This is a genomic window from Rhodovulum sp. PH10, from assembly GCF_000293785.1.
Taxonomy (GTDB): Bacteria; Pseudomonadota; Alphaproteobacteria; order Rhizobiales; family Xanthobacteraceae; genus Rhodoplanes.
Genome location: NZ_AKZI01000013.1, coordinates 1 through 19,309, shown reverse-complemented (window position 1 = coordinate 19,309; position 19,309 = coordinate 1). Strand labels below are relative to the sequence as shown.

Annotated in this window: 13 protein-coding genes; 6 read left to right on the top strand and 7 right to left on the bottom strand. The window is 69.1% G+C overall.

Features of this window, described 5'->3' with window-relative positions; translation table 11 throughout:
* Positions 1 to 116: 116 nt before the first annotated feature.
* Positions 117 to 404, bottom strand: coding sequence for a hypothetical protein (locus A33M_RS03350; RefSeq protein ID WP_008383472.1), 288 nt, complete (start codon positions 402 to 404; stop codon positions 117 to 119).
* An 885-nt stretch (positions 405 to 1,289) separates the two neighbouring features.
* Positions 1,290 to 2,528: an O-succinylhomoserine sulfhydrylase gene (metZ, locus tag A33M_RS03345; RefSeq protein ID WP_083850282.1), complete on the bottom strand. Its 1,239-nt coding sequence runs from the start codon at positions 2,526 to 2,528 to the stop codon at positions 1,290 to 1,292.
* Positions 2,529 to 2,858: 330 nt separating this feature from the next.
* Between metZ and A33M_RS03340 the strand changes: the two genes are divergently transcribed.
* From A33M_RS03340 to A33M_RS03325, 4 genes are all read left to right on the top strand, one after another.
* On the top strand, positions 2,859 to 3,893 hold the full coding sequence (locus A33M_RS03340) for an ABC transporter substrate-binding protein (protein ID WP_008383468.1): 1,035 nt from the start codon (positions 2,859 to 2,861) through the stop codon (positions 3,891 to 3,893).
* Positions 3,894 to 3,961: 68 nt separating this feature from the next.
* Positions 3,962 to 4,711 carry an ABC transporter permease gene (locus tag A33M_RS03335; RefSeq protein WP_008383466.1) on the top strand — a complete coding sequence of 250 codons (750 nt, stop codon included), beginning with the start codon at positions 3,962 to 3,964 and terminating at the stop codon, positions 4,709 to 4,711.
* Positions 4,699 to 5,463, top strand: coding sequence for an ABC transporter ATP-binding protein (locus tag A33M_RS03330; protein WP_008383464.1), 765 nt, complete (start codon positions 4,699 to 4,701; stop codon positions 5,461 to 5,463). The genes A33M_RS03335 and A33M_RS03330 overlap by 13 nt, the downstream gene beginning before the upstream one ends.
* A 248-nt stretch (positions 5,464 to 5,711) precedes the next feature.
* On the top strand, positions 5,712 to 6,470 hold the full coding sequence (locus tag A33M_RS03325; RefSeq protein WP_008383462.1) for a carbonic anhydrase: 759 nt from the start codon (positions 5,712 to 5,714) through the stop codon (positions 6,468 to 6,470).
* 60 nt (positions 6,471 to 6,530) lie between these two features.
* Here A33M_RS03325 and A33M_RS23645 read toward each other — a convergent pair whose 3' ends face one another.
* From A33M_RS23645 to clpB, 3 genes are all read right to left on the bottom strand, one after another.
* Positions 6,531 to 6,674 carry a hypothetical protein gene (locus tag A33M_RS23645; RefSeq protein WP_008383459.1) on the bottom strand — a complete coding sequence of 48 codons (144 nt, stop codon included), beginning with the start codon at positions 6,672 to 6,674 and terminating at the stop codon, positions 6,531 to 6,533.
* Between the two features lie 178 nt (positions 6,675 to 6,852).
* A complete protein-coding gene (locus tag A33M_RS03320) occupies positions 6,853 to 8,283 on the bottom strand; it encodes a homospermidine synthase (protein WP_008383458.1) in 1,431 nt (476 codons plus the stop codon).
* 319 nt (positions 8,284 to 8,602) lie between these two features.
* A complete protein-coding gene (gene clpB / locus A33M_RS03315; protein WP_008383454.1) occupies positions 8,603 to 11,212 on the bottom strand; it encodes an ATP-dependent chaperone ClpB in 2,610 nt (869 codons plus the stop codon).
* A gap of 305 nt (positions 11,213 to 11,517) precedes the next feature.
* On the opposite strand from clpB, the gene A33M_RS03310 reads away from it, so the two are divergent.
* A complete protein-coding gene (locus tag A33M_RS03310) occupies positions 11,518 to 12,624 on the top strand; it encodes an NAD(P)/FAD-dependent oxidoreductase (protein ID WP_008383452.1) in 1,107 nt (368 codons plus the stop codon).
* On the opposite strand, the gene A33M_RS03305 is transcribed toward A33M_RS03310, so the two are convergent.
* Entirely contained in the window at positions 12,602 to 14,047 is a 1,446-nt protein-coding gene (locus A33M_RS03305; RefSeq protein WP_008383451.1) for a sodium:proton antiporter, read from the bottom strand. The two genes, A33M_RS03310 and A33M_RS03305, sit on opposite strands and share 23 nt — an antisense overlap.
* A 359-nt stretch (positions 14,048 to 14,406) precedes the next feature.
* On the opposite strand from A33M_RS03305, the gene A33M_RS03300 reads away from it, so the two are divergent.
* A complete protein-coding gene (locus A33M_RS03300) occupies positions 14,407 to 15,918 on the top strand; it encodes a patatin-like phospholipase family protein (protein ID WP_008383448.1) in 1,512 nt (503 codons plus the stop codon).
* Positions 15,919 to 16,048: 130 nt separating this feature from the next.
* Here the strand turns inward: A33M_RS03300 and polA are convergent, their stop codons facing one another.
* On the bottom strand, positions 16,049 to 19,090 hold the full coding sequence (polA, locus tag A33M_RS03295; protein ID WP_008383446.1) for a DNA polymerase I: 3,042 nt from the start codon (positions 19,088 to 19,090) through the stop codon (positions 16,049 to 16,051).
* Positions 19,091 to 19,309: the final 219 nt, after the last annotated feature.

The following is a 19,309-nucleotide window of genomic DNA, read 5'->3' as shown; positions in this document are numbered from 1 at the left end:
GAGACACATCGAGACGAGACGCGAAGAGCCCGGAGATCCCGGGCTCTTCGTGCATTCGGCTCTTCGTTCGGTCGGAGGTCGTTCGTTCGGAGGTCGTCGGGGTCGTTCTTGGATCGTCAACGGGGCTCGACCGAGAACTCCCACTCGGCAAAACCGTAGGTGCCGTCGGCGGAGGGCGGAAACACGCCACTGGCGATGTAGGAGCGCACCAAACGCTCGATGATCGTGCGTTCCTCGTCGGTCGGCGCCGCGACGATCTCGCTCGGAGAGCGATCGTCCGGCAGCTCGATCTCGGCGGCGACCTCGATCGCCACGCCGACCGCCGGATGCAGGCCGTGCGCCTCGATCCAGTCGCGGGAGATGTAGGCGACGTCGCGCAGATAATTCGGTCGCAGATGCTCCACGGTCCCTCCTTCACACGGTTTCACGTCGTCACGATTTCACGTCCACACGTCACGTCACACGTCACGTTCACGAGGTTCACGTTCACGAGGTTCACGTTCACGAGGTTCACGTTCGCACGGTCCAGGTTCGCGAGGGCGGCAGCTGCGAGGTCCGAGTTCGCCAGTCCCAGGTCATGCGTCCAAGGTCATGCGTCCAAAGTCATGCGTCCGAGTTCACGAGTCCGAGTTCACGCGCCGACATTCGCGAGGTTCGGATCGAAGGCTCGACCCGTCCGCCTCGAGACGCCCTACCCGCGGCCCGGTTCTCGCGGTGCTCTCGCGGTCTCGCTCCAGCAGTCACACACCGAACAGGTCACGCACCGAATAGGTCGGGCACCGAATGGGTCGGGTACCGACCAACAACGCCGACCCGATCGTCAGGCACACCAGTCGCGCCCGAGCAGTCACGCCGAGCGGTCACATACGATCATGCCGCACGAAGCCTCTTGTCTTGCGCGGCAGCGTTTCGCACCTGCGAAATGTCACGTCACGAACGGGGCGATCCTCACGGTCGTGCGCCCGAAGCGCCCGCACCCGGCGGCGCCCACCCGAACCGGATCCAGCCCTCGTGCACGAGTCATGGATACACGAGAGGCGTGTTACACGCAATCCGTGACGCTACCGAGACGTGCGGACCCACTCCGCCATCGCGCACGCGGCTGCGCACGCGCGCGGCACCGAGCGCCGCCGAGGTGATCGCGGACGCATCAGTGTGCCGACGACGTGATCAGAACATGATTTGTTCGTGGTCGGGCCGGCGGCGCCTCGTCACGACGATGTGAATCGCCGTGACGAGATCCGGTCGCGATCGCGCTGTCGCCGCAAGTCTTGCTGCGGCGCCTCGCCTCACGCCGCCGCAGGCGCGCCCGCGGCGCGCGACAGATCGCAGATCAGATCGTCGACGTGCTCGAGCCCGACCGACAGCCGCAACAAGCCGTCGGAGATGCCGAGATGGGCGCGCTCCTCCGGCTTGAAGCGCGAATGCGTGGTGGTCGCCGGGTGAGTGATCAAGCTCTTGGCGTCGCCGAGATTGTTGGAGATCTTCACCACCTTCAGCGCGTTCTGGAAGGCGTAGGCACCCGCCTTGCCGCCCGCCACCTCGAAGGCGATCAGCGTCGACGGCCCGCTCATCTGGCGGGCGATCACCTCGGCCTGCGGATGGTCCGGCCGGCCCGGAAAGATCACCCTGGTCACGCCGGGCAGCGTCGCCAGCGCGTCCGCGAGTTTTCCGGCCGTCTCCGCCTGGCGCGCAATGCGCAGCGGCAAGGTCTCGAGGCTCTTCACCAAGACCCAGGCATTGAACGGCGACATGCTCGGGCCGGTCATGCGGAGGAAAAGCTGAATGCGCTCCTCGATCAGCTCGCGCGAGGCGAGGATCGCGCCGCCCATGCAGCGGCCCTGCCCGTCGATGTGCTTGGTGGCGGAATAGACCACCACGTCGGCGCCGTGCGCGAGCGGGCGCTGATAGAGCGGCGAGGCAAACACGTTGTCGACCACCAAAAGCGCGCCGGCCGCGTGGGCGATCTCTGCCACCGCCGCGAGGTCGATCACCTCGAGCGTCGGATTGCACGGCGTCTCGAGGAAAAACAGCGTCGTCTCCGGCCGCACGGCGTTCCGCCAGGACGAGACGTCGGCGCCGTCGACCAGCGTGAACGACACGCCGAAGCGCGGCAGCATCTCCTCGATGATCCAGCGGCACGAGCCGAACATCGCCCGCGGGGCGACGACGTGATCACCCGCCTTGACGAGACTCACGATCGCGCCGTGCACGGCCGCCATGCCGGTCGCGGTGGCGCGGCACGCCTCGGCCCCCTCGAGCGCGGCGAGCCGGTCCTCGAACATCGACAGCGTCGGGTTGCCGTAGCGCGTGTACTGATAACCCGGGTCCTCGTTCTTGAAGCGCGCCTCGGCGGTTTCCGCGCGGTCGTAGACGAAGCCCTGCGTCAGATAGAGCGTCTCGGCGGTCTCACCGTAAGGCGAGCGCAGGATGCCGGCATGGACGAGACGCGTCTCGGGATGGAGACCGGCCAGCGAATCGGGACGGTCGGGCGCGGGGGTCGCCCCGCCGGCTTTGGTGTCGAGCATTTTTTGTCGCGGCTCTCGGATCGTTTCGGGACACGGCGCCGGGCGGAAAACGCCTGGCGACTGTCGCCATAGAGCACGAGCGCCGGGCCGGGACCAGAGGCCGGCGGCCTGTCTCGGCTGCGACGCACACGCGAGAGTTTCGCCGCCGGCCGGGCTGCGGAGGGGATTCTCCGAACGGGCGCCGCGGAGCGAGATCGTTCTACCGAAACCGGGCAGAACCGAAGAGCCACCTCTTTTGGTGCGGCAATATTGCCATGCAAAGAAAAACATTCTTCAAGAGCGCCCCGTCGCTCGCGACCGCCCCCGACGCATTTTCGGAGCATCCCCGTCATGGCCCTGTCCCGCCGCCTCGTTCTCGCCGGCCTCGCCGGCGCCCTCGCCGCCCCCGCCGTGATCGGTCGCGCGGCTGCCGCCGGCGCTCTCGTGCCGGCGCGCATCGGCTTCATTCCGGTGCTCGGCGCCTCGCAGGCGTTCGTCGCCGATCACGAGGGCTGGCTGAAAGCGGCCGGCATCGCGCCCGCCTTCACCACCTTCGAGTCGGGGCCGAACATGATCGCGGCGGTCGCCTCCGGCACGATCGACGTCTATGTCGCCGGTGTCTCGCCGCTGATCGTCGCCCGCTCGCGCGGCGTCGACGTGCGCGTGGTGGCGGCCACCGCGATCGAGGAGATGACCTTCGTCGCGGCGCCGAAGCTCGCCGAGCATTTTGCCGGCGGCGTCGCGCCGGCGCAGGCCTTCGCGCACTACCGGGCAAAGGCCGGCGCGCCGGCCCGGCTCGCCACCCAGCCGCCCGGATCGGTGCCCAACACCACGCTGCAGCACTGGCTGTGGGAGGTGAGCAAGGTCGACAAGGCCGACGTCACCATCGTGCCGATGGGGATCGATGCGACGCAGCAGGCGGTGCAGGTCGGTGCGGTGGAAGGTGCCACGGTGCGCGAGCCGGCGGTGACGATCATCCGCGAGCGCAATCCGGCGATCGCGCTGGTGGCGCTCGGCGGCGAGATGTTCCCCAATCAGCCGGGCACCGTGGTGGCGGCGACCGGCGCGTTTCTCGACAAGAACCCGGCACAGGCGCAGGGCCTGGTCGACGCGGTGGTGAAGGCGACCAAGCTGATCAAGGAGAAGCCGGACCGCGCGGCGCCGGCGATCGAGGCCGCGCTCGGAAAAGGCATCATCGACACCGCGACGATCAGGAAGGCGCTCGGCTCGCCCGCCTCGAAGTTCATCGCCGATCCGCGCATCATCGTCGAGGCGACCGCCGCGATGCAACGTTATCAGGTCGTGCTCGGCTCGCTCGACAAGGAGCTGCCGCTCGATGGCCTGTTCGAGCCGCGTTATTACGAGAAGGCGTCCGCGACCTTGTGAGCCCGACGGCGACAGGCGCCATGTGATCACGTCGCCTCGCGACGCAAGAAACCTCCGAAAGCCGTTCCGTGCAACTGAAACGAATTCTTCTTCCGCCGCTCGGCCTCGCCGCCTTCCTCGCTTTCTGGGAGGCGGTGCCGCGGCTCGGGCTGGTGAACCCGGCCTTCCTGCCGCCGCCGAGCGTGGTGCCCGCAGCCTTCCTGCGCGAGTTCGCCTCCGGCATGTGGCCGGCGGCGATCGCCGCGAGCCTCTCGCACTATGTGGTAGGCCTTTTGGTCGGCATCTGTCTCGGCATCGCGGCGGGCGTCCTCACCGGCATGTTCGGCGTTCTGGAGACGCTCACCGCGTGGGTGGTGCGGGTGCTGCGGCCGGTGCCGGGCCTCGCCTGGGTGCCGTTCGCGATCATCTGGTTCGGCGTGCAGCCGGCGGCGGCCGTGTTCATCATCGCGGTCGGCGTCTTTTGGATCGTCTATTTCGCCGCGCACGGCGCGGTGCGCGCGGTCGATCGTGATCTGATCGAGGTGGCCGACGCGTTCGGCTTCCGCTCGGCCTGGGCGCGCCTGATCAAGGTGCTGTTGCCGGCGGCGACGCCCGGCATCCTGGTCGGCGTCCGCACCGCGCTCGGTCAGGCCTGGATGGCCGTGGTCGCCGCGGAGATCTTCGGCGTGTTCGGCCTCGGGCAGCGGATGATGCAGGCCTCGAGCCTGCTCGCGACCGATCTCGTGGTCGTCTACATGCTGACCATGGCGGCGCTCTACGGCGTGATCGACACCGTGTTCGTGGCCTTGCAGGGATGGCTGTTGCGATGGCGGGCGTGATCGAGATCCGCGGGCTCGCGCTCGCTTTTGCACGCGACGGCGTGTCGACCGAGGTGTTGAAGGATCTCGACCTCGACATCGACCGCGGCGAGCTTCTGGCGATCGTCGGCCCGTCGGGGGTGGGAAAATCGACGCTGCTGCGGGTGATCGCCGGGCTCGCCCGGCCGAGCGCCGGCACGGTGACGGTCGCCGGGAGCGGCGGCGGAAAGCGCCCGGTGGCGCTGGTGTTTCAGGATTCGCGGCTGTTGCCGTGGCGGCGGGTGATCGACAACGTCGCGTTCGGCCTCGAGCATCGCGACGTGCCGCGCGACCAGCGCAAGGCGCGAGCGCACGCGGCACTCGCCACCGTCGGGCTCGATCATCTCGCGCAGCGCTGGCCACACCAGCTGTCCGGCGGGCAGCGCCAGCGCGTCTCGCTCGCCCGCGCGCTCGCGGTCGACCCCGCCGTGCTCCTGATGGACGAGCCGTTCTCGGCGCTCGACGCGATCACCCGCGAGACCCTGCAGGACGAGCTGATCAGGGTGCGCGAGAAGACCGGCAAGACCGTGCTGTTCGTCACCCACGACATCGACGAGGCGACCTATCTCGCCGACCGCGTGGTGGTGCTGGCCGGCAGCCCGGGCCGGATCGTCGCGACCCACGCGATCACGTCCGAGCGGCCCCGCCGGCGCACCGACCGCGACCTCCAGCACACCGCGCGCGCGGTGCGCGCCGACCTCGAGGCGGACGTTTGCGGCGGCGCCGGCATCTGAACGAAAACTCTCCGGTATCATCGTATTTATACAAAGCGTGGCGCCGGCGCTTCGCGCGTCGGCCAAGCCTTCGTCAACCCTCGTGAGCGATCGCGAGGCGCGCGCGGGCCGCACACCCTTGCCCCGATTCAGCGGCTGCGTTAAGAGCGAATCCTCTGCAACTCGATGTCGCGTTTCTTTTTTGTCCGCCGCCGCGTCCTCACGCTCGCGACGCCCCTCGTCGCGCCCAAACCCCGAGGAGATCACGGATGAAGCTCGATCGACGTCACACCCTGAAGGCCTTGGCCGGTCTCGCGCTGTGCCCGCTGTGCGCCGGCATCGCGCGCGCCGACGAGGGCGTGCACTGGGGCTACGACGGCGACCACGGTCCCGCCCACTGGGGCGAGCTCGACAAGGCGAGCAATGTCTGTGGCGCGGGCGCGCAGCAGTCGCCGATCGACATCGGCCCGACCATCCGCGCCGAGCTGCCGGAGCTGAAAATCGACTGGAGCAAGGGCGTCGAGAAGATCGTCAACAACGGCCACACGATTCAGGTGAACGTGAAGCCGGGCAGCACGCTCGAGCTCGGCGACCAGACTTATCAGCTCCTCCAGTTCCACTTCCATCGGCCGAGCGAGCACACCGTCGCCGGCAAGCATTTTCCGATGGAGGTACACTTCGTTCACAAGAACGACGCGGGTCTCGCGGTGGTCGGCGTGCTGATGGAGACCGGCGACAAGAACCCGCTGTTCGCCGAGGTGATCGACGAGATGCCGAGGGAGGCCGGAAAATCCGCGGCGCTCGACGGCGACCTGCACCCCGAGGATCTGCTGCCGAAGGCGCGCAGCTATTACCGCTACACCGGCTCGCTGACGACGCCGCCCTGCTCCGAGACGGTCGAGTGGCTGCTGATGACCGAGCCGGTCGAGGTCGCGTCCTCCGACGTCGATGCGTTCGCAAAACTCTATGCGATGAACGCCCGGCCGGTGCAGAAGCCGCATCGCCGCTTCGTGCTGCGCTCCGGTTGATTCTCTTTCCGCGCGCCCGCGTGTGAAACCACCGGCGGTCGCCTCGTCACTGCAGTCTCGTCATTGCAGCGGCACGCCGGCCCGGCACGAGCCCGGGCCGCCCCAGGTCGGGATGTCGCATTTGGAGCACGCCGACACGGCGAGGCCGAGCAGCACGACGGTGAAGGCGAGCGCGAGCGGGCGAAGACTGACGCGGATACGCATGGGCGACTCCTGAACGGAACGGCTCCGAGGCTAGTCGGAGCCGTCCCGCCGGTGCCAGCGCATTTACGTTCCGTTTACAAACCCGTCGCACGTCTGTGGCCGCCCGGCCGCAGACGTGCAGGTCTCATGAGCCGAAGGCAGGCGCACCGGTGAGCCGGCGCGCCGTGCCCGTCCGCGGTCAGCGCACCAGGACGTTCCGGAACTGCCACGGGTCGGAGGTGTCGATGTCCTCCGGGAAGAGGCCCGGGCGGTCGGTCAGCGGGGTCCAGTCGGTGTAGGTGCCGATCACCGGCCCGAGATAGGGTTTTTGGAGCTCGAGGCAGCGGGCGAAATCCATGTCGTCGGCCTCGACGATGCCGCGCTGCGGGTTCTCGATCGCCCACACCATGCCGGCCAGCACGGCGGAGGTCACCTGCAGGCCGGTCGCGTTCTGGTAGGGCGCGAGTTCACGGGTCTCCTCGATCGACAGCTGCGAGCCGTACCAATAGGCGTTCTTGGCGTGGCCGTAGAGCAGCACGCCCAGCTCGTCGATGCCGTCGACGATCTCGTTCTCGTCCAGGATGTGGATCTTGTCCTGCCGCTTGCCGGCCGCGCCGAACATCTCGTGCAGCGACAGCACCGCGTCGTTCGCCGGGTGATAGGCGTAGTGGCAGGTCGGCCGATAGACCACCGCGTCGCCCTCGCGGACGGTGAGATAGTCGGCGATCGAGATCGACTCGTTGTGGGTGACCAGGAAGCCGTACTGCGCCTGCGCGGTCGGCGTCCAGGAGCGCACCCGCGTGTTGGCGCCGGGCTGCAGCAGATAGATCGCCGCGCCGCAGCCGATGCTGTGGCTGCAGCCATTGTCCGGCATCCAGGTCTCGTGGGTGCCCCAGCCGAGCTCGGCCGGCTGCAAGCCCTCCGAGACGAAGCCCTCGACCGACCAGGTGTTGATGAACACGTTCTGCGGTTTTGGATACTTGGCGCGCTGGGTGTCGCGCTCGGCGATGTGGATGCCCTTGATCCCGAGCGTCTGGGCGAGCCGGCCCCAGCCCTCGCGGGTGGTCGGCACGTCGGTCGCGACCCCGGTGTCGCGGGCGACGTCGAGCAGCGCCTGCTTGACGAACCACGACACCATGCCCGGATTGGCGCCGCAGCACGACACCGCGGTGAGGCCGCCCGGATTGCGCCGCCGCGCCTCCAGCACCGCCTCGCGCAGCATGTAGTTGGAGCGCGCTTCGGTGCTCGCCGTGCGGTCGAAATAGAGGCCCGGCCACGGCTCGGCGACGGTGTCGATGTAGAACACGTCGAGCTCGCGGGCGAGCTCCATCACCGCGACGGACGACACGTCGACCGAGAGATTGACGCAGAAGCCGCGGCCCTCGCCGGCGGTCAGCAGCGGCGTCAGCAGCTCGCGATAGTTGTCGCGGGTCACCGCCGCCTGCACGAAGCGGATGCCGCGCTCGTCCAAGAGCTTGCGGTCGGCGTCGCACGGATCGACCACCACCAGGCGGGACTTGTCGAACTGAAAGTGCCGCTCGATCAGCGGCAGGGTCCCTCGCCCGATCGAGCCGAACCCGATCATGACGATCGGTCCGTCGATTCGGGCATGCACGGGCCAGGTGGTCATTGCGCGGGTGCTCCGATGGTTTGTGCGAACGAACGTCGGGGGACTCGTCCCTGCGAACAGGTGCGGGGAAGAGTCCGGGGTCGGTCCGAAGACGAGTCCCCCAGGGCGAGCCCCCGGAACGAGTCCCCCCGACGCGTGAAGAAAAGCGTGTCCTCGTGAACGACAAACGACGGCGAGAATCAAGCGGCAGGCGGCCGTTTCCGACCGCCTGCCGCGATGTCGTTCGTGATCGCCCGCGAAGCGGGGCGTTTTCGGCGGCTCGCCGCCGGATTCGCCGGCCGATTCGACCGTTCACCCGGCCTGCCGGCACCTGCGCCCGTCAGGCCGCCTCGGCGACCGTCTCGCCGTTGAAGACGAGGCCGGCGGGGCCGCTCGTCACCGAGACGGTGTCGCCGTCCTTCACCTTGCCGGCGAGGATCAGCTCGGCGAGCGGGTCCTGCACCGCCTTCTGGATCGCGCGCTTGAGCGGGCGTGCGCCATAGGTCGGATCGAAGCCCTTGTCGGCCAGCCACTCCTTCGCCCGCGCGTCGAGCGAGAGGGCGATCTTGCGCTCGTCCAGGAGCTTCTGCAGCCGGCCGAGCTGGATCTCGACGATCCGCCCCATCTGCTCGCGCTCGAGCCGGTGGAACAGGATGATCTCGTCGACGCGGTTGAGGAATTCTGGCCGGAACGCCGACCGTACCACCGCCATCACCTGCGCCTTCACGAGGTCGGAGTCCTCGCCCTCCGCCTGCTCCATCAGGACCTGCGAGCCGAGGTTCGAGGTCATGATGATCAGCGTGTTGCGGAAGTCGACTGTGCGGCCCTGCCCGTCGGTCAGCCGGCCGTCGTCGAGCACCTGCAGGAGCACGTTGAAGACGTCCGGGTGGGCCTTCTCGATCTCGTCGAACAGGATCACCTGATAGGGCCGCCGGCGGATCGCTTCGGTGAGGGCGCCGCCCTCCTCGTAGCCGACATAGCCGGGCGGGGCGCCGATCAGCCGGGCGACCGCGTGCTTCTCCATGTATTCCGACATGTCGATGCGCACCATCGCCTGCTCGTCGTCGAACAGGAACTCCGCCAAGGCCTTCGTCAGCTCGGTCTTGCCGACGCCGGTGGGGCCGAGGAACATGAACGAGCCGATCGGGCGGTTCGGGTCCTGCAGGCCGGCACGCGCGCGCCGTACGGCGGTCGAGACCGCGCGCACCGCTTCCGCCTGGCCGACCACGCGGCGGGCGAGGCCCTCCTCCATCTTCAGGAGCTTCTCCTTCTCGCCCTCCAGCATCTTGTCGACCGGCACGCCGGTCCAGCGCGACACCACCTGGGCGACGTGGTCGGCGGTGACCGCCTCCTCGACCATCGCGCCCCCCTGGTGCCCTTTGTGCTCGGCCGCCTCCGACTCGGCGAGCCGCCTCTCGATCTCCGGGATGCGGCCATAGGCGAGCTCGCCCGCCTTCTGGTACTCGCCCTTGCGCTGCGCGTTCGCCAGCTCCACCCGGAGCTGGTCGAGCTCGGTCTTGAGCTTTTGGGCGGACGACAGCTTTTCTTTCTCGGCCTTCCAGCGGGCCGTGAGGTCGGCCGACTGCTTCTCCAGCGCGGCGAGCTCGGTCTCGAGGCCGTCGAGGCGGGCCCGCGAGCCGGCGTCGTGCTCCTTCTTCAGCGCCTCCTGCTCGATCTTCAGCCGGATGATCTCGCGGTCGATCAGATCCAGCTCCTCGGGCTTGGAATCGACCTGCATCTTCAACCGCGCCGCCGCCTCGTCGACCAGGTCGATCGCCTTGTCGGGCAGGAAGCGGTCGGTGATGTAGCGGTTCGACAGCGTCGCCGCCGCGACCAGCGCGGAGTCGGTGATGCGCACGCCGTGATGCGCCTCGTAGCGCTCCTTGAGGCCGCGCAGGATCGAGATGGAATCCTCCACCGTCGGCTCGGGGACGAAAACCGGCTGGAACCGGCGGGCGAGCGCGGCGTCCTTCTCGACGTGCTTCTTGTACTCGTCGAGCGTGGTGGCGCCGATGCAGTGCAGCTCGCCGCGGGCGAGCGCGGGCTTCAGCAGGTTCGAGGCGTCCATCGCCCCGTCCGCCTTGCCGGCGCCGACCAGCGTGTGCATCTCGTCGATGAACAGCACGATGCCGCCGTCCGAGGAGGTCACCTCCTGCAGCACGGCCTTCAGCCGCTCCTCGAACTCGCCGCGATATTTCGCGCCGGCGATCAGCGCCCCCATGTCGAGCGCGAGGAGCTTCTTGTCGGCGAGGCTTTCCGGCACGTCGCCATTGACGATGCGCTGGGCGAGGCCCTCGACGATCGCGGTTTTTCCCACGCCCGGCTCGCCGATCAGCACGGGATTGTTCTTGGTGCGGCGGGACAGAACCTGAATCGTGCGGCGGATTTCCTCGTCGCGGCCGATCACCGGATCGATCTTGCCGTCGCGCGCCGCCTGGGTGAGATCACGGGCATATTTCTTCAGCGCGTCGTAGGCGTTCTCGGCGGAGGAGGAATCCGCGGTCCGGCCCTTGCGCAACGCCTCGATCGCCGCGTTGAGGTTTTGTGGCGTGACGCCGGCGGCGGCGAGAATTTTTCCCGCTTCCGTGTCCTTCTCGATCACCAGCGCGAGCAACAGCCGCTCGACCGTGACGAACGAATCCTTGGCCTTCTCGGCGGCGGTCTCGGCGGTGTCGAACACGCGGGCGAGGCCCGGATCGATATAGAGCTGGCCGGCGCCGCTACCGCCCACCTTAGGCCGCTTCTTCAGCGCCGCCTCGACGCCGGCATGGACGTCGCGGGCGCGGCCGCCGGCGCGCTGGATCAGGCCCGACGCCATCCCTTCGGGGTCGTCGAGCAAAACCTTCAGCAAATGCTCGGGGGCGAACTGCTGGTGTCCCTCGCGCAGCGCGAGCGACTGCGCCGACTGCACGAAGCCGCGCGAGCGGTCGGTGTACTTGTCGAAATTCATCGGTCTCTCCCTCGGCATGACCCGGCAGCCCTGCTGGCGCCGACCGGATCATCGTCACAGGGCGCGCGAGCGCCCGAGTTTCAACGGCGCTCGTGGGCGCCTTTGTCTCGGGGATGCGCGCGAGCGCCTTCGGTGGGTCGGCGAGGCCCTGCAAGGCACCTCGCCGGTTTCGGGATTCATGTAGGGGGCGCGCTCCGCCGGCGGTAGAGGGCCGGAGGCGTTTCGAGCCGCGCCGGATTGCGGTCCTTGGCCCGAGATGGTAGCCGGCACCGCTCGGCGCCTCGGTCGGGCGCGGGAGGATCGGCATGCAAGTCCTCGTGGTCGGCGCCGGGGTGGTGGGGCTCGCGGTCGCGCGGGCGGCCGCGCTCGCCGGGCACGAGGTGGTGGTCGCCGAGGCGGCGGGCGCGATCGGCACCGGCATCTCGTCGCGCAACAGCGAGGTGATCCACGCCGGCATCTATTACCCGCCGGGATCCGTGCGGGCGCTCCACTGCGTGCGTGGCCGGCGGATGCTTTTCGACTATGCCGAAAGCCACGGGATTCCTCACCGCAAGTGCGGCAAGCTCTTGGTCGCCACCAGCGACGCCGAGGCCGCCAAGGTCGAGAGCCTGTGCGCGCAGGCCGCGCGCAACGGCGTCGAGGGCATGCAAATGCTCGACGGCGCAGATGCCCAAAAGCTCGAGCCGGCGCTGAGGTGCAAGCTGGCGGCGCTGTCGCCGGAAACCGGGATCGTCGACAGCCACCGGCTGATGCTCGCGCTGCAGGGCGACATCGAGGATTGCTCCGGCGCGATCGCCTTTAAAACGCCCGTCACCGGGCTGACCCCGACGCCCGCCGGCTGGCAGGTCGCTTTTGGCGGCACCGAGCCCGGCACGCTCACGGTCGACGCGGTGGTCAACGCCGCCGGCCTGGGGGCGCAAGCGCTGGCGCGCAACATCGAAGGGTATCCGGCCGCGCGGGTGCCGCCGCTCGTCCTCGCCAAGGGCAATTATTTTCAGCACACCGGCCGCCCGGCCTTTTCCCGGCTGATCTATCCGACCCCGGTCGAGGGTGGGCTCGGCACCCACGTCACGCTCGACCTCGCCGGCCGCATGCGGTTCGGTCCCGACGTCGAGTGGATCGACCGCGAAAGCTACGACGTCGAGCCGCACCGGGCGGACGCGTTCTACGAGAGCATCCGCCGCTGGTTTCCGACGCTGAAGGACGGGGCGCTGGTGCCGGACTATTCCGGCATCCGCCCAAAACTGACCGGGCCCGGCGAGCCCGCCGCGGATTTTCTCCTCGACGGCCCGGCCGAGCACGGTCTGCCGGGCCTCGTCAATCTGTTCGGCATCGAGTCGCCCGGCCTCACCGCGGCGCTGTCGCTCGCCGACGAGGTTCTTGCGCGCCTCACAAAAAGAACACCCAGGTGATCAGCCCGAACAGCGGCAGCAGAATGCCGCCCGACCACAGCATGTAGCCGAAGAAGCTCGGCATCGCGATGCCGCGCTCGGCGCAGATCGCCTTCACCATGAAGTTCGGCGCGTTGCCGATATAGCTGTTGGCGCCCATGAACACCGCGCCGGCCGAGATCGCCACCAGCGTGGTGTGCAGCGGCCCCATCAGCGTCGCCGGGTCGCCACCGGCGAGATTGAAGAACACCAGATAGGTCGGCGCATTGTCGAGGAAGCTCGACAGGCCGCCGGTGATCCAGAAATAGGCGGCATCGTTGGGGCTGCCGTCGGGGTGCGACACCAGCGCGACCAGCGACGCCAGATGCCCCGCCGACCCGGCGCGCAGAATCGCCAAGACCGGGATGATGGTGATGAAGATGCCGGCGAACAGGATCGCCACCTCCTGGATCGGCGTCCAGGCGAACGCGTTCTCGACGCGGATCGACTTCCGGGTCGTCAGCCACGAGGCGAGGCTGATCGCCAGCAGCACGACGTCGCGGGCGAGGCCCTCGAGCGGCACCGTCACGCCGAGCCCGACCGGCACCTCGATGCCCGACTCCCACACGCCGCTCATCAGCACCGCGGCGACGATCCCGCCGAGATAGCCGATATTGTGCCCGCCGATCATCCGCAGCTTCGCGGGAGCGGCGTCCGTCGCCGCGGCTCCGACCGGCTCGGGTGCCGGCACCGGCGTGATCCTCGCCCGGCGCCACAGCACAGTGTCGATCAGGAAGAACAGCATCAGAAGAATGCCGCTCGCGAACGCCATCGGGCCGATCAGCGCCTTGCCGGTCCACAGGAAGTCGACGCCCTTCAGGAAGCCGAGAAACAGCGGCGGATCGCCGAGCGGCGTCAGCGAGCCGCCGATGTTCGACACCAGGAAGACGAAGAAGACGAACACGTGCGCGTTGGTCGGGCGCGCCTGGTTGGCGCGGATCAGCGGGCGGATCAGCAGCATCGAGGCGCCGGTGGTGCCGAGGAAGCTCGCCGCGATCGTGCCGATGCCGAGGATCGTCGTGTTGACGGCCGGCGTGCCGACCAGGCTGCCGGAAATGCAGATGCCGCCCGCCACCACGAACAGCGAGAACAAGAGGATGATGAACGGCACGTATTCGAGCGCCGCGGTGTGCCACAGCTCGGTCGCCGCGGTGGTCGGGCCGATCAGCGCCGCGCAGGGCAGCAGGAACGCCGCGCCCCACAGCGTCGCGATCTTGCCGAAGTGATGCTCCCACACATGCGGCGCGATCAGCGGAAACAGCGCGATCGACATCAGGATGCCGACGAACGGCACGCCCCACAGAAGATCGAGATTCGCGCCGTCGAGATGCGGACCCTCGGCGGCGAAAACGGGGCTGGTGATGAGCGTGAAAACGACGACGCCCGCGACACCGACGAGCTTCATCGGTTGGTTCCCTCCGATACCGGGCGTGAAGCTCGATCACGCTCGTGCAGGTGTCAAGTCGATCACACGGCGCGCGGCGGCCGCAACCGTACCACCAGAACCGCAGCGCATTGCTCCCTGGCACTTGGCGGGCAGTTCGGCGCGCACCATTCGGGTCGTTTTCGTCAGGGCTCGCCTTTTCCACATGGTGCGATGGCACTCCTGCACGTTCCGCGCAGTGCGCGCGCAAGTGTCTCCCGTTTGCCGCACGCGCCGGGAAATCGCGCCGCGCCCGGCGAGGTAAAGCCCACGTAACCCGATCGGTGACATAGTCGGCCCGATCGTCGTACGGCGTGGAGGGCCGCGCCGGGAGTCGCGTGATGGTGTTCGTTCGTTTCGTTCGTGTGCTGGTGTCGCTCGCTTTCGCCGCGACCGTGGTCGGCTGCGCTCACGTCCAGAACCTGCCGGCCAACCAGCCGACCGCGCAGCCGCTGCCGGGCGCCGTGACCGGTGGTCCGGCCGACTATCTGTCCGAGGACGACGTGATGGTCGGGCTCGCCTTCTCGGGCGGCGGCACCCGGGCGGCGGCGTTCTCGTTCGGCGTGATGAAGGAGCTCGATCGCATCCCGCTGCCGTTCGCGGGTCACCGGGTGACGCTGCTCGACCGCGTCGACATCGTCACCGGCGTGTCGGGCGGCTCGGTGACGGCGGCCTATTTCGGCCTGAAGGGGCCGCGCGCGCTGGCCGATTTCCGCGAGCGCTTCCTCGTCCAGGACGCCGAGGCGGCGCTGGAGACGACACTGAGCTTCGGCACCCTCGCACGGGCGTTCGGCGGCGGCGTCAACGGCGACGTCGGGCTCCGCCGCTGGCTCGACGCCAACCTGTTTCACGGCGCGACGTTCGGCACGCTGCTCGCCCGCAAGCGTCCGCAGGTCGTGATCAATGCGAGCGACCTCTACAACCGCACGCCGTTCGTCTTCACGCCGGAGACCTTCGCGGCCCTGTGCAGCGACCTCGGCAAGTATCCGGTGTCGGCGGCGGTCGCGGCCTCGGCGGCGGTGCCGCTCGCCTTCGCGCCGGTGGTGCTCGAGACCTATCCCGACACCTGCCGCACGCCGCTGCCCGCCTGGATGCTGCGCGCGAGCGAGGACCCGCAGGCGAGCCCGATGGCGCAGGCGGTCGCCCGCGGCATGCTGCGCTATCGCGACGGCTCGATGCGCTACGTCAAGCTGGTCGACGGCGGGGTGGTCGACAATTTCGGCCTGTCGAGCTTCACGGTGGCGCGCGAGGCGGCGGCGACGCCCTACGGGCCGATCAGCGCGCGGCAGGCGGTGAAGCTCCGCCGCATCCTGTTCATCGTGGTCGATGCCGGGCAGGGGCCGCAGGGCACCTGGGCCAAGACGCTCGACGGGCCGGGCGGCATCGAGCTGATCGCCGCCTCCGCCGATGCCGCGCTCGATGCGAGCGTCAGGGCGAGCTACACCGCGTTTCGCGCCACGCTGTCGCGCTGGCGCGACGACCTGGTGCGGTGGCGCTGCAGCCTGTCGTCGTCCGAGGTCGCGCGGCTGCGCGACACCACCGCCGGCTGGAACTGCCGCGACGTCGAGTGGTTCGTCGGCCGCGTCGCCTTCGACCAGCTGGAGCCGGCGCGCGCCAAGGTGCTCGACGCGGTGCCGACCCGCTTCCGCCTGCCGGCGGCGCAGGTCGACGCGGTGATCGACGCCGGCAGCGACGCGATCGCCCGCCACCCGGCGCTGCGCGGCTTCCTGACGAGCATGGGCGCGCCGCAGCCGCCGCGCATCGCCTCGGCGGGGCCTGCCGCCACGGTGCTGGAGGCGGCCGCCCTCGAGGCCGCCGCCGACGAGGTGGTCGGCTCGATCCGCAGGCGGTGAACGCGAGACGAGACGTGTAGGGTGTGCAACGGCGCGGAACGCGCCGTGCGCACGGGCTCGAGACACGGGCTGCAGCAGGCGTGCGCACGCTCCGCTTTGCGCACCCTCCGAAGCGCCGAGACCGCAAAAATCAGTGCGCCTCGTCCCAGTTCTCCGCGGCGCGGGCATCGACCTTCAGCGGCACCGACAGCGAAACCGCCGGCATCGGCGCCTCCTCCATCACCCGCGTGACCACCGGCAGCGTCGCCTCGACCTCGCTCTCGGGCACCTCGAACACCAGCTCGTCGTGGACTTGCAGAAGCATCTGCGCGGACAGCTTCGCCTCGGCCAAGGCTTTGTCCATCCGCACCATGGCGCGGCGGATGATGTCGGCGGCGGTGCCCTGCAGGCGGGCATTGATGGCGGCGCGCTCGTTGAAGGCGCGCAGCGACGGGTTCGAGGCGGCGATGTCCGGGTAGTGGCATTTGCGGCCGAACAGCGTGGTGACGTAGCCGTGCGTGCGGCAGAAGAGCTTGGTCGCCTCCATGTAGTCGCGGATGCCCGGGAAGCGCTCGAAATAGCGCTTGATGTAGGCGCCCGCCTCGTCGCGGCCGATGCCGAGCTGATTGGCGAGCCCGAACGCCGAGATGCCGTAGATGATGCCGAAATTGATCGCCTTCGCCCGCCGCCGCACCTCGCCGGGCATGCCCGCGACCGGCACGCCGAACATTTCGGAGGCCGTCATCGCGTGGATGTCGAGGCCTTCGCGGAACGCGGCTTTCAGCGCCGGGATGTCGGCGATCTCCGCCAACAGCCGCAGCTCGATCTGCGAGTAGTCGGCCGAGACGAGCTTGGTGCCCGGCTGCGCGACGAAGGCGCGGCGGATTTTTCGGCCCTCCTCGGTGCGGACGGGGATGTTCTGCAGGTTCGGATCGGCCGACGACAGCCGCCCCGTGGTGGTGGCGGCGAGCGCGAAGGTGGTGTGCACCCGCCCGGTGTCGGGGTTCACGAAGGTCGGCAGCTGGTCGGTGTAGGTCGATTTCAGTTTCGTCAGCTGCCGCCACTCGAGCAGCTTTGCGGGCAGGATCTCGCCCTCCTCCGCCAGCTCGTCGAGCACCGAGGCGGAGGTCGACCACGCGCCGGTCTTGGTCTTCTTGCCGCCGCGCAGCCCGAGCTTGCCGAACAGGATGTCGCCGATCTGCTTGGGGCTGCCGAGATTGAACGGCTCGCCGGCGAGCCCGTGCACCTCGGCCTCGAGGCCGTTTGCCTTCTGGGCGAACTCGCCGGAGAGCCGCGACAGGACCTGCCGGTCGATCGCGATGCCGCGCTTTTCCGTGCGCATCAGCACCGGCACCATCGGCCGCTCGAGCGTCTCGTAGACCGTCACCATCCGCTCGGCGACCAGCCGCGCCTTCAGGAGCCGCCACAGGCGCAGCGCGAGGTCGGCCTGCTCGGCGCAATAGGGGCACGCCGACGCGATCTCGATCGTCTCGAAGGTCACCGCCGCCTTACCCTTGCCGAGCACGTCGGCGAGCGCCATCGCCTCGTGGCCGAGATGGCGGTGGGCGAGATCGGACAGCGCGTGCGCGCCGATGCCGGCATCGAGCACGTAGGAGAGGAGCTGCACGTCGTCGACGCCCGAGACGGTGATGCCGTGGCGCGCAAAAGCGTGCAGGTCGGATTTCAGGTCGTGCCCGATCTTTTGGACGCCCGGGCTTTCGAGCATCGGCTTGAGGAGTGCGAGGGCCTCGCCGAGACCGACCTGGCCGGGGACGAGCCCGCCACCGGCGAGAAGATCGTCGGCGCGGCGATGGCCGAGCGGCACGTAGGCCGCACGCCCCGGCGCGAGCGCGAGCGACAGCCCGACGATCTCGGCGCGCATCGGGTCGGGCGCGCTGGTCGCCACGTCGAGCGCGACGAGGTTTTGCGCGGTGGCGGCGGCGATCCAGCGCGACAGGCTGTCCAGATCGTGCACGGTCTCGTAGCCGGCACGGTCGAGCTTTTGCCGGGCCGCCTCCTCCTTGCGGGCGTCGGCGAGCTCCTGCGGTGAGAGCACGATGCCCTGCGTCTGTGCCTGCGTTTGCGCGCCGTTGCGGGACGCGGCCGGCCGCGGGCGGCCGTCGTCGGGCAAGAGCCCGAGCTGCGCCGAGGCGCCGGCCAGGCGCGACCCGTTGTCCGGCGTGCTCTCCGCGTCCGCCTCCGCCTCGCCGCCGCCGTTGGCGCGCAGCGCGGGATCGGCCTCGACGTCGTTCGGATCGATGGCGAACGCCTCGGCGACGCGCTTCGTCAGCCCGGAAAACTCCATCGCCTTGAGGAAGGCGATCAGCTTCTTGGGGTCGCGCCCGTCGAGCAAGAGGTCGTCGAGCGGGCAGACCAGATCCACGTGATCGTCGAGCAGCACCAGGCGCTTCGACATCCGCGCGATCTCGGTGTTGTCGACCAGCGCCTGCCGCCGCTTCTCCTGCTTGATCTCGGAGGCGCGCGCGAGCAGCGTCTCGAGGTCGCCATAGGTGCCGATCAGCTGTGCCGCGGTTTTCACGCCGATCCCCGGCACGCCCGGCACGTTGTCGGTCGGATCGCCGATCAGGGCCTGCACGTCCGGCACCTTCTCCGGCGGCACGCCGAATTTCGCCAACACCTCGTCGGGGCCGATGCGCCGCTCGTTGCCGGGCATCGGGTCGTACATCGAGACGCCGTCGCGCACGAGCTGCATCAAATCCTTGTCGCCGGCGACGATGGTGACGTCGGCCCCCGCCTCGCGGGCGACGCGGGCGTAAGTGGCGATCAGGTCGTCGGCTTCGAAACCCTCCTGCTCGACCGGGATCAGGTCGAAGGCGCGCACCGCGTCCCGCATCAGCGGGAATTGCGGGATCAGCTCGTCGGGTGGCTCCGGGCGGTGGCCCTTGTAGTCGGAGAAGATCGCGTTGCGAAACGTCGTGCCGGAATAATCGAACACCACCGCCATGTGGGTCGGCGTCTTGCCGTCGAGTCCTTCGCGAAGGATCTTCCACATCATGTTGCAGAAGGTCAGCACGCCGCCGATCGGCAGGCCGTCCGAGCGGGTGAAGGCACGGCCCCGGCTCTGCGCCGCCTTGAACATCGCGAAATAGGCGCGGAAGACGAAGGACGACCCGTCGATCAGGAAGACGTGGTCGCCCTTCGCGAGCGGGCGGGCGAGCGGTTCTGCGGGCATTTTTGACTCGGGGCCTCGGGAAAGCGGGTCCCGAACTATACACTGCGCGGCCCCGGCGCCACCGCCGAGGACGCGAACGCCGAGGTCGCGAGCGTCACGCCTCGCCGCTAAACCTCCGCCGGTGCCTGCCAGGCGCGCATCCGGCCACGATCGGGGCCGCGGGCGGCGCTTTCGAGGCCGTAATGGCGGGGGAGCCGGGCGAGCCCGCGCTGCAGCACG

Coding starts and splice junctions, on each gene's coding strand:
- metZ (WP_083850282.1), bottom strand. CDS start 2,528: ATGCTCGACACCAAAGCCGGCGGGGCGACCCCCGCGCCCGACCGTCCC.
- A33M_RS03340 (WP_008383468.1), top strand. CDS start 2,859: ATGGCCCTGTCCCGCCGCCTCGTTCTCGCCGGCCTCGCCGGCGCCCTC.
- A33M_RS03330 (WP_008383464.1), top strand. CDS start 4,699: ATGGCGGGCGTGATCGAGATCCGCGGGCTCGCGCTCGCTTTTGCACGC.
- A33M_RS03325 (WP_008383462.1), top strand. CDS start 5,712: ATGAAGCTCGATCGACGTCACACCCTGAAGGCCTTGGCCGGTCTCGCG.
- A33M_RS23645 (WP_008383459.1), bottom strand. CDS start 6,674: ATGCGTATCCGCGTCAGTCTTCGCCCGCTCGCGCTCGCCTTCACCGTC.
- A33M_RS03320 (WP_008383458.1), bottom strand. CDS start 8,283: ATGACCACCTGGCCCGTGCATGCCCGAATCGACGGACCGATCGTCATG.
- clpB (WP_008383454.1), bottom strand. CDS start 11,212: ATGAATTTCGACAAGTACACCGACCGCTCGCGCGGCTTCGTGCAGTCG.
- A33M_RS03310 (WP_008383452.1), top strand. CDS start 11,518: ATGCAAGTCCTCGTGGTCGGCGCCGGGGTGGTGGGGCTCGCGGTCGCG.
- A33M_RS03305 (WP_008383451.1), bottom strand. CDS start 14,047: ATGAAGCTCGTCGGTGTCGCGGGCGTCGTCGTTTTCACGCTCATCACC.
- A33M_RS03300 (WP_008383448.1), top strand. CDS start 14,407: ATGGTGTTCGTTCGTTTCGTTCGTGTGCTGGTGTCGCTCGCTTTCGCC.
- polA (WP_008383446.1), bottom strand. CDS start 19,090: ATGCCCGCAGAACCGCTCGCCCGCCCGCTCGCGAAGGGCGACCACGTC.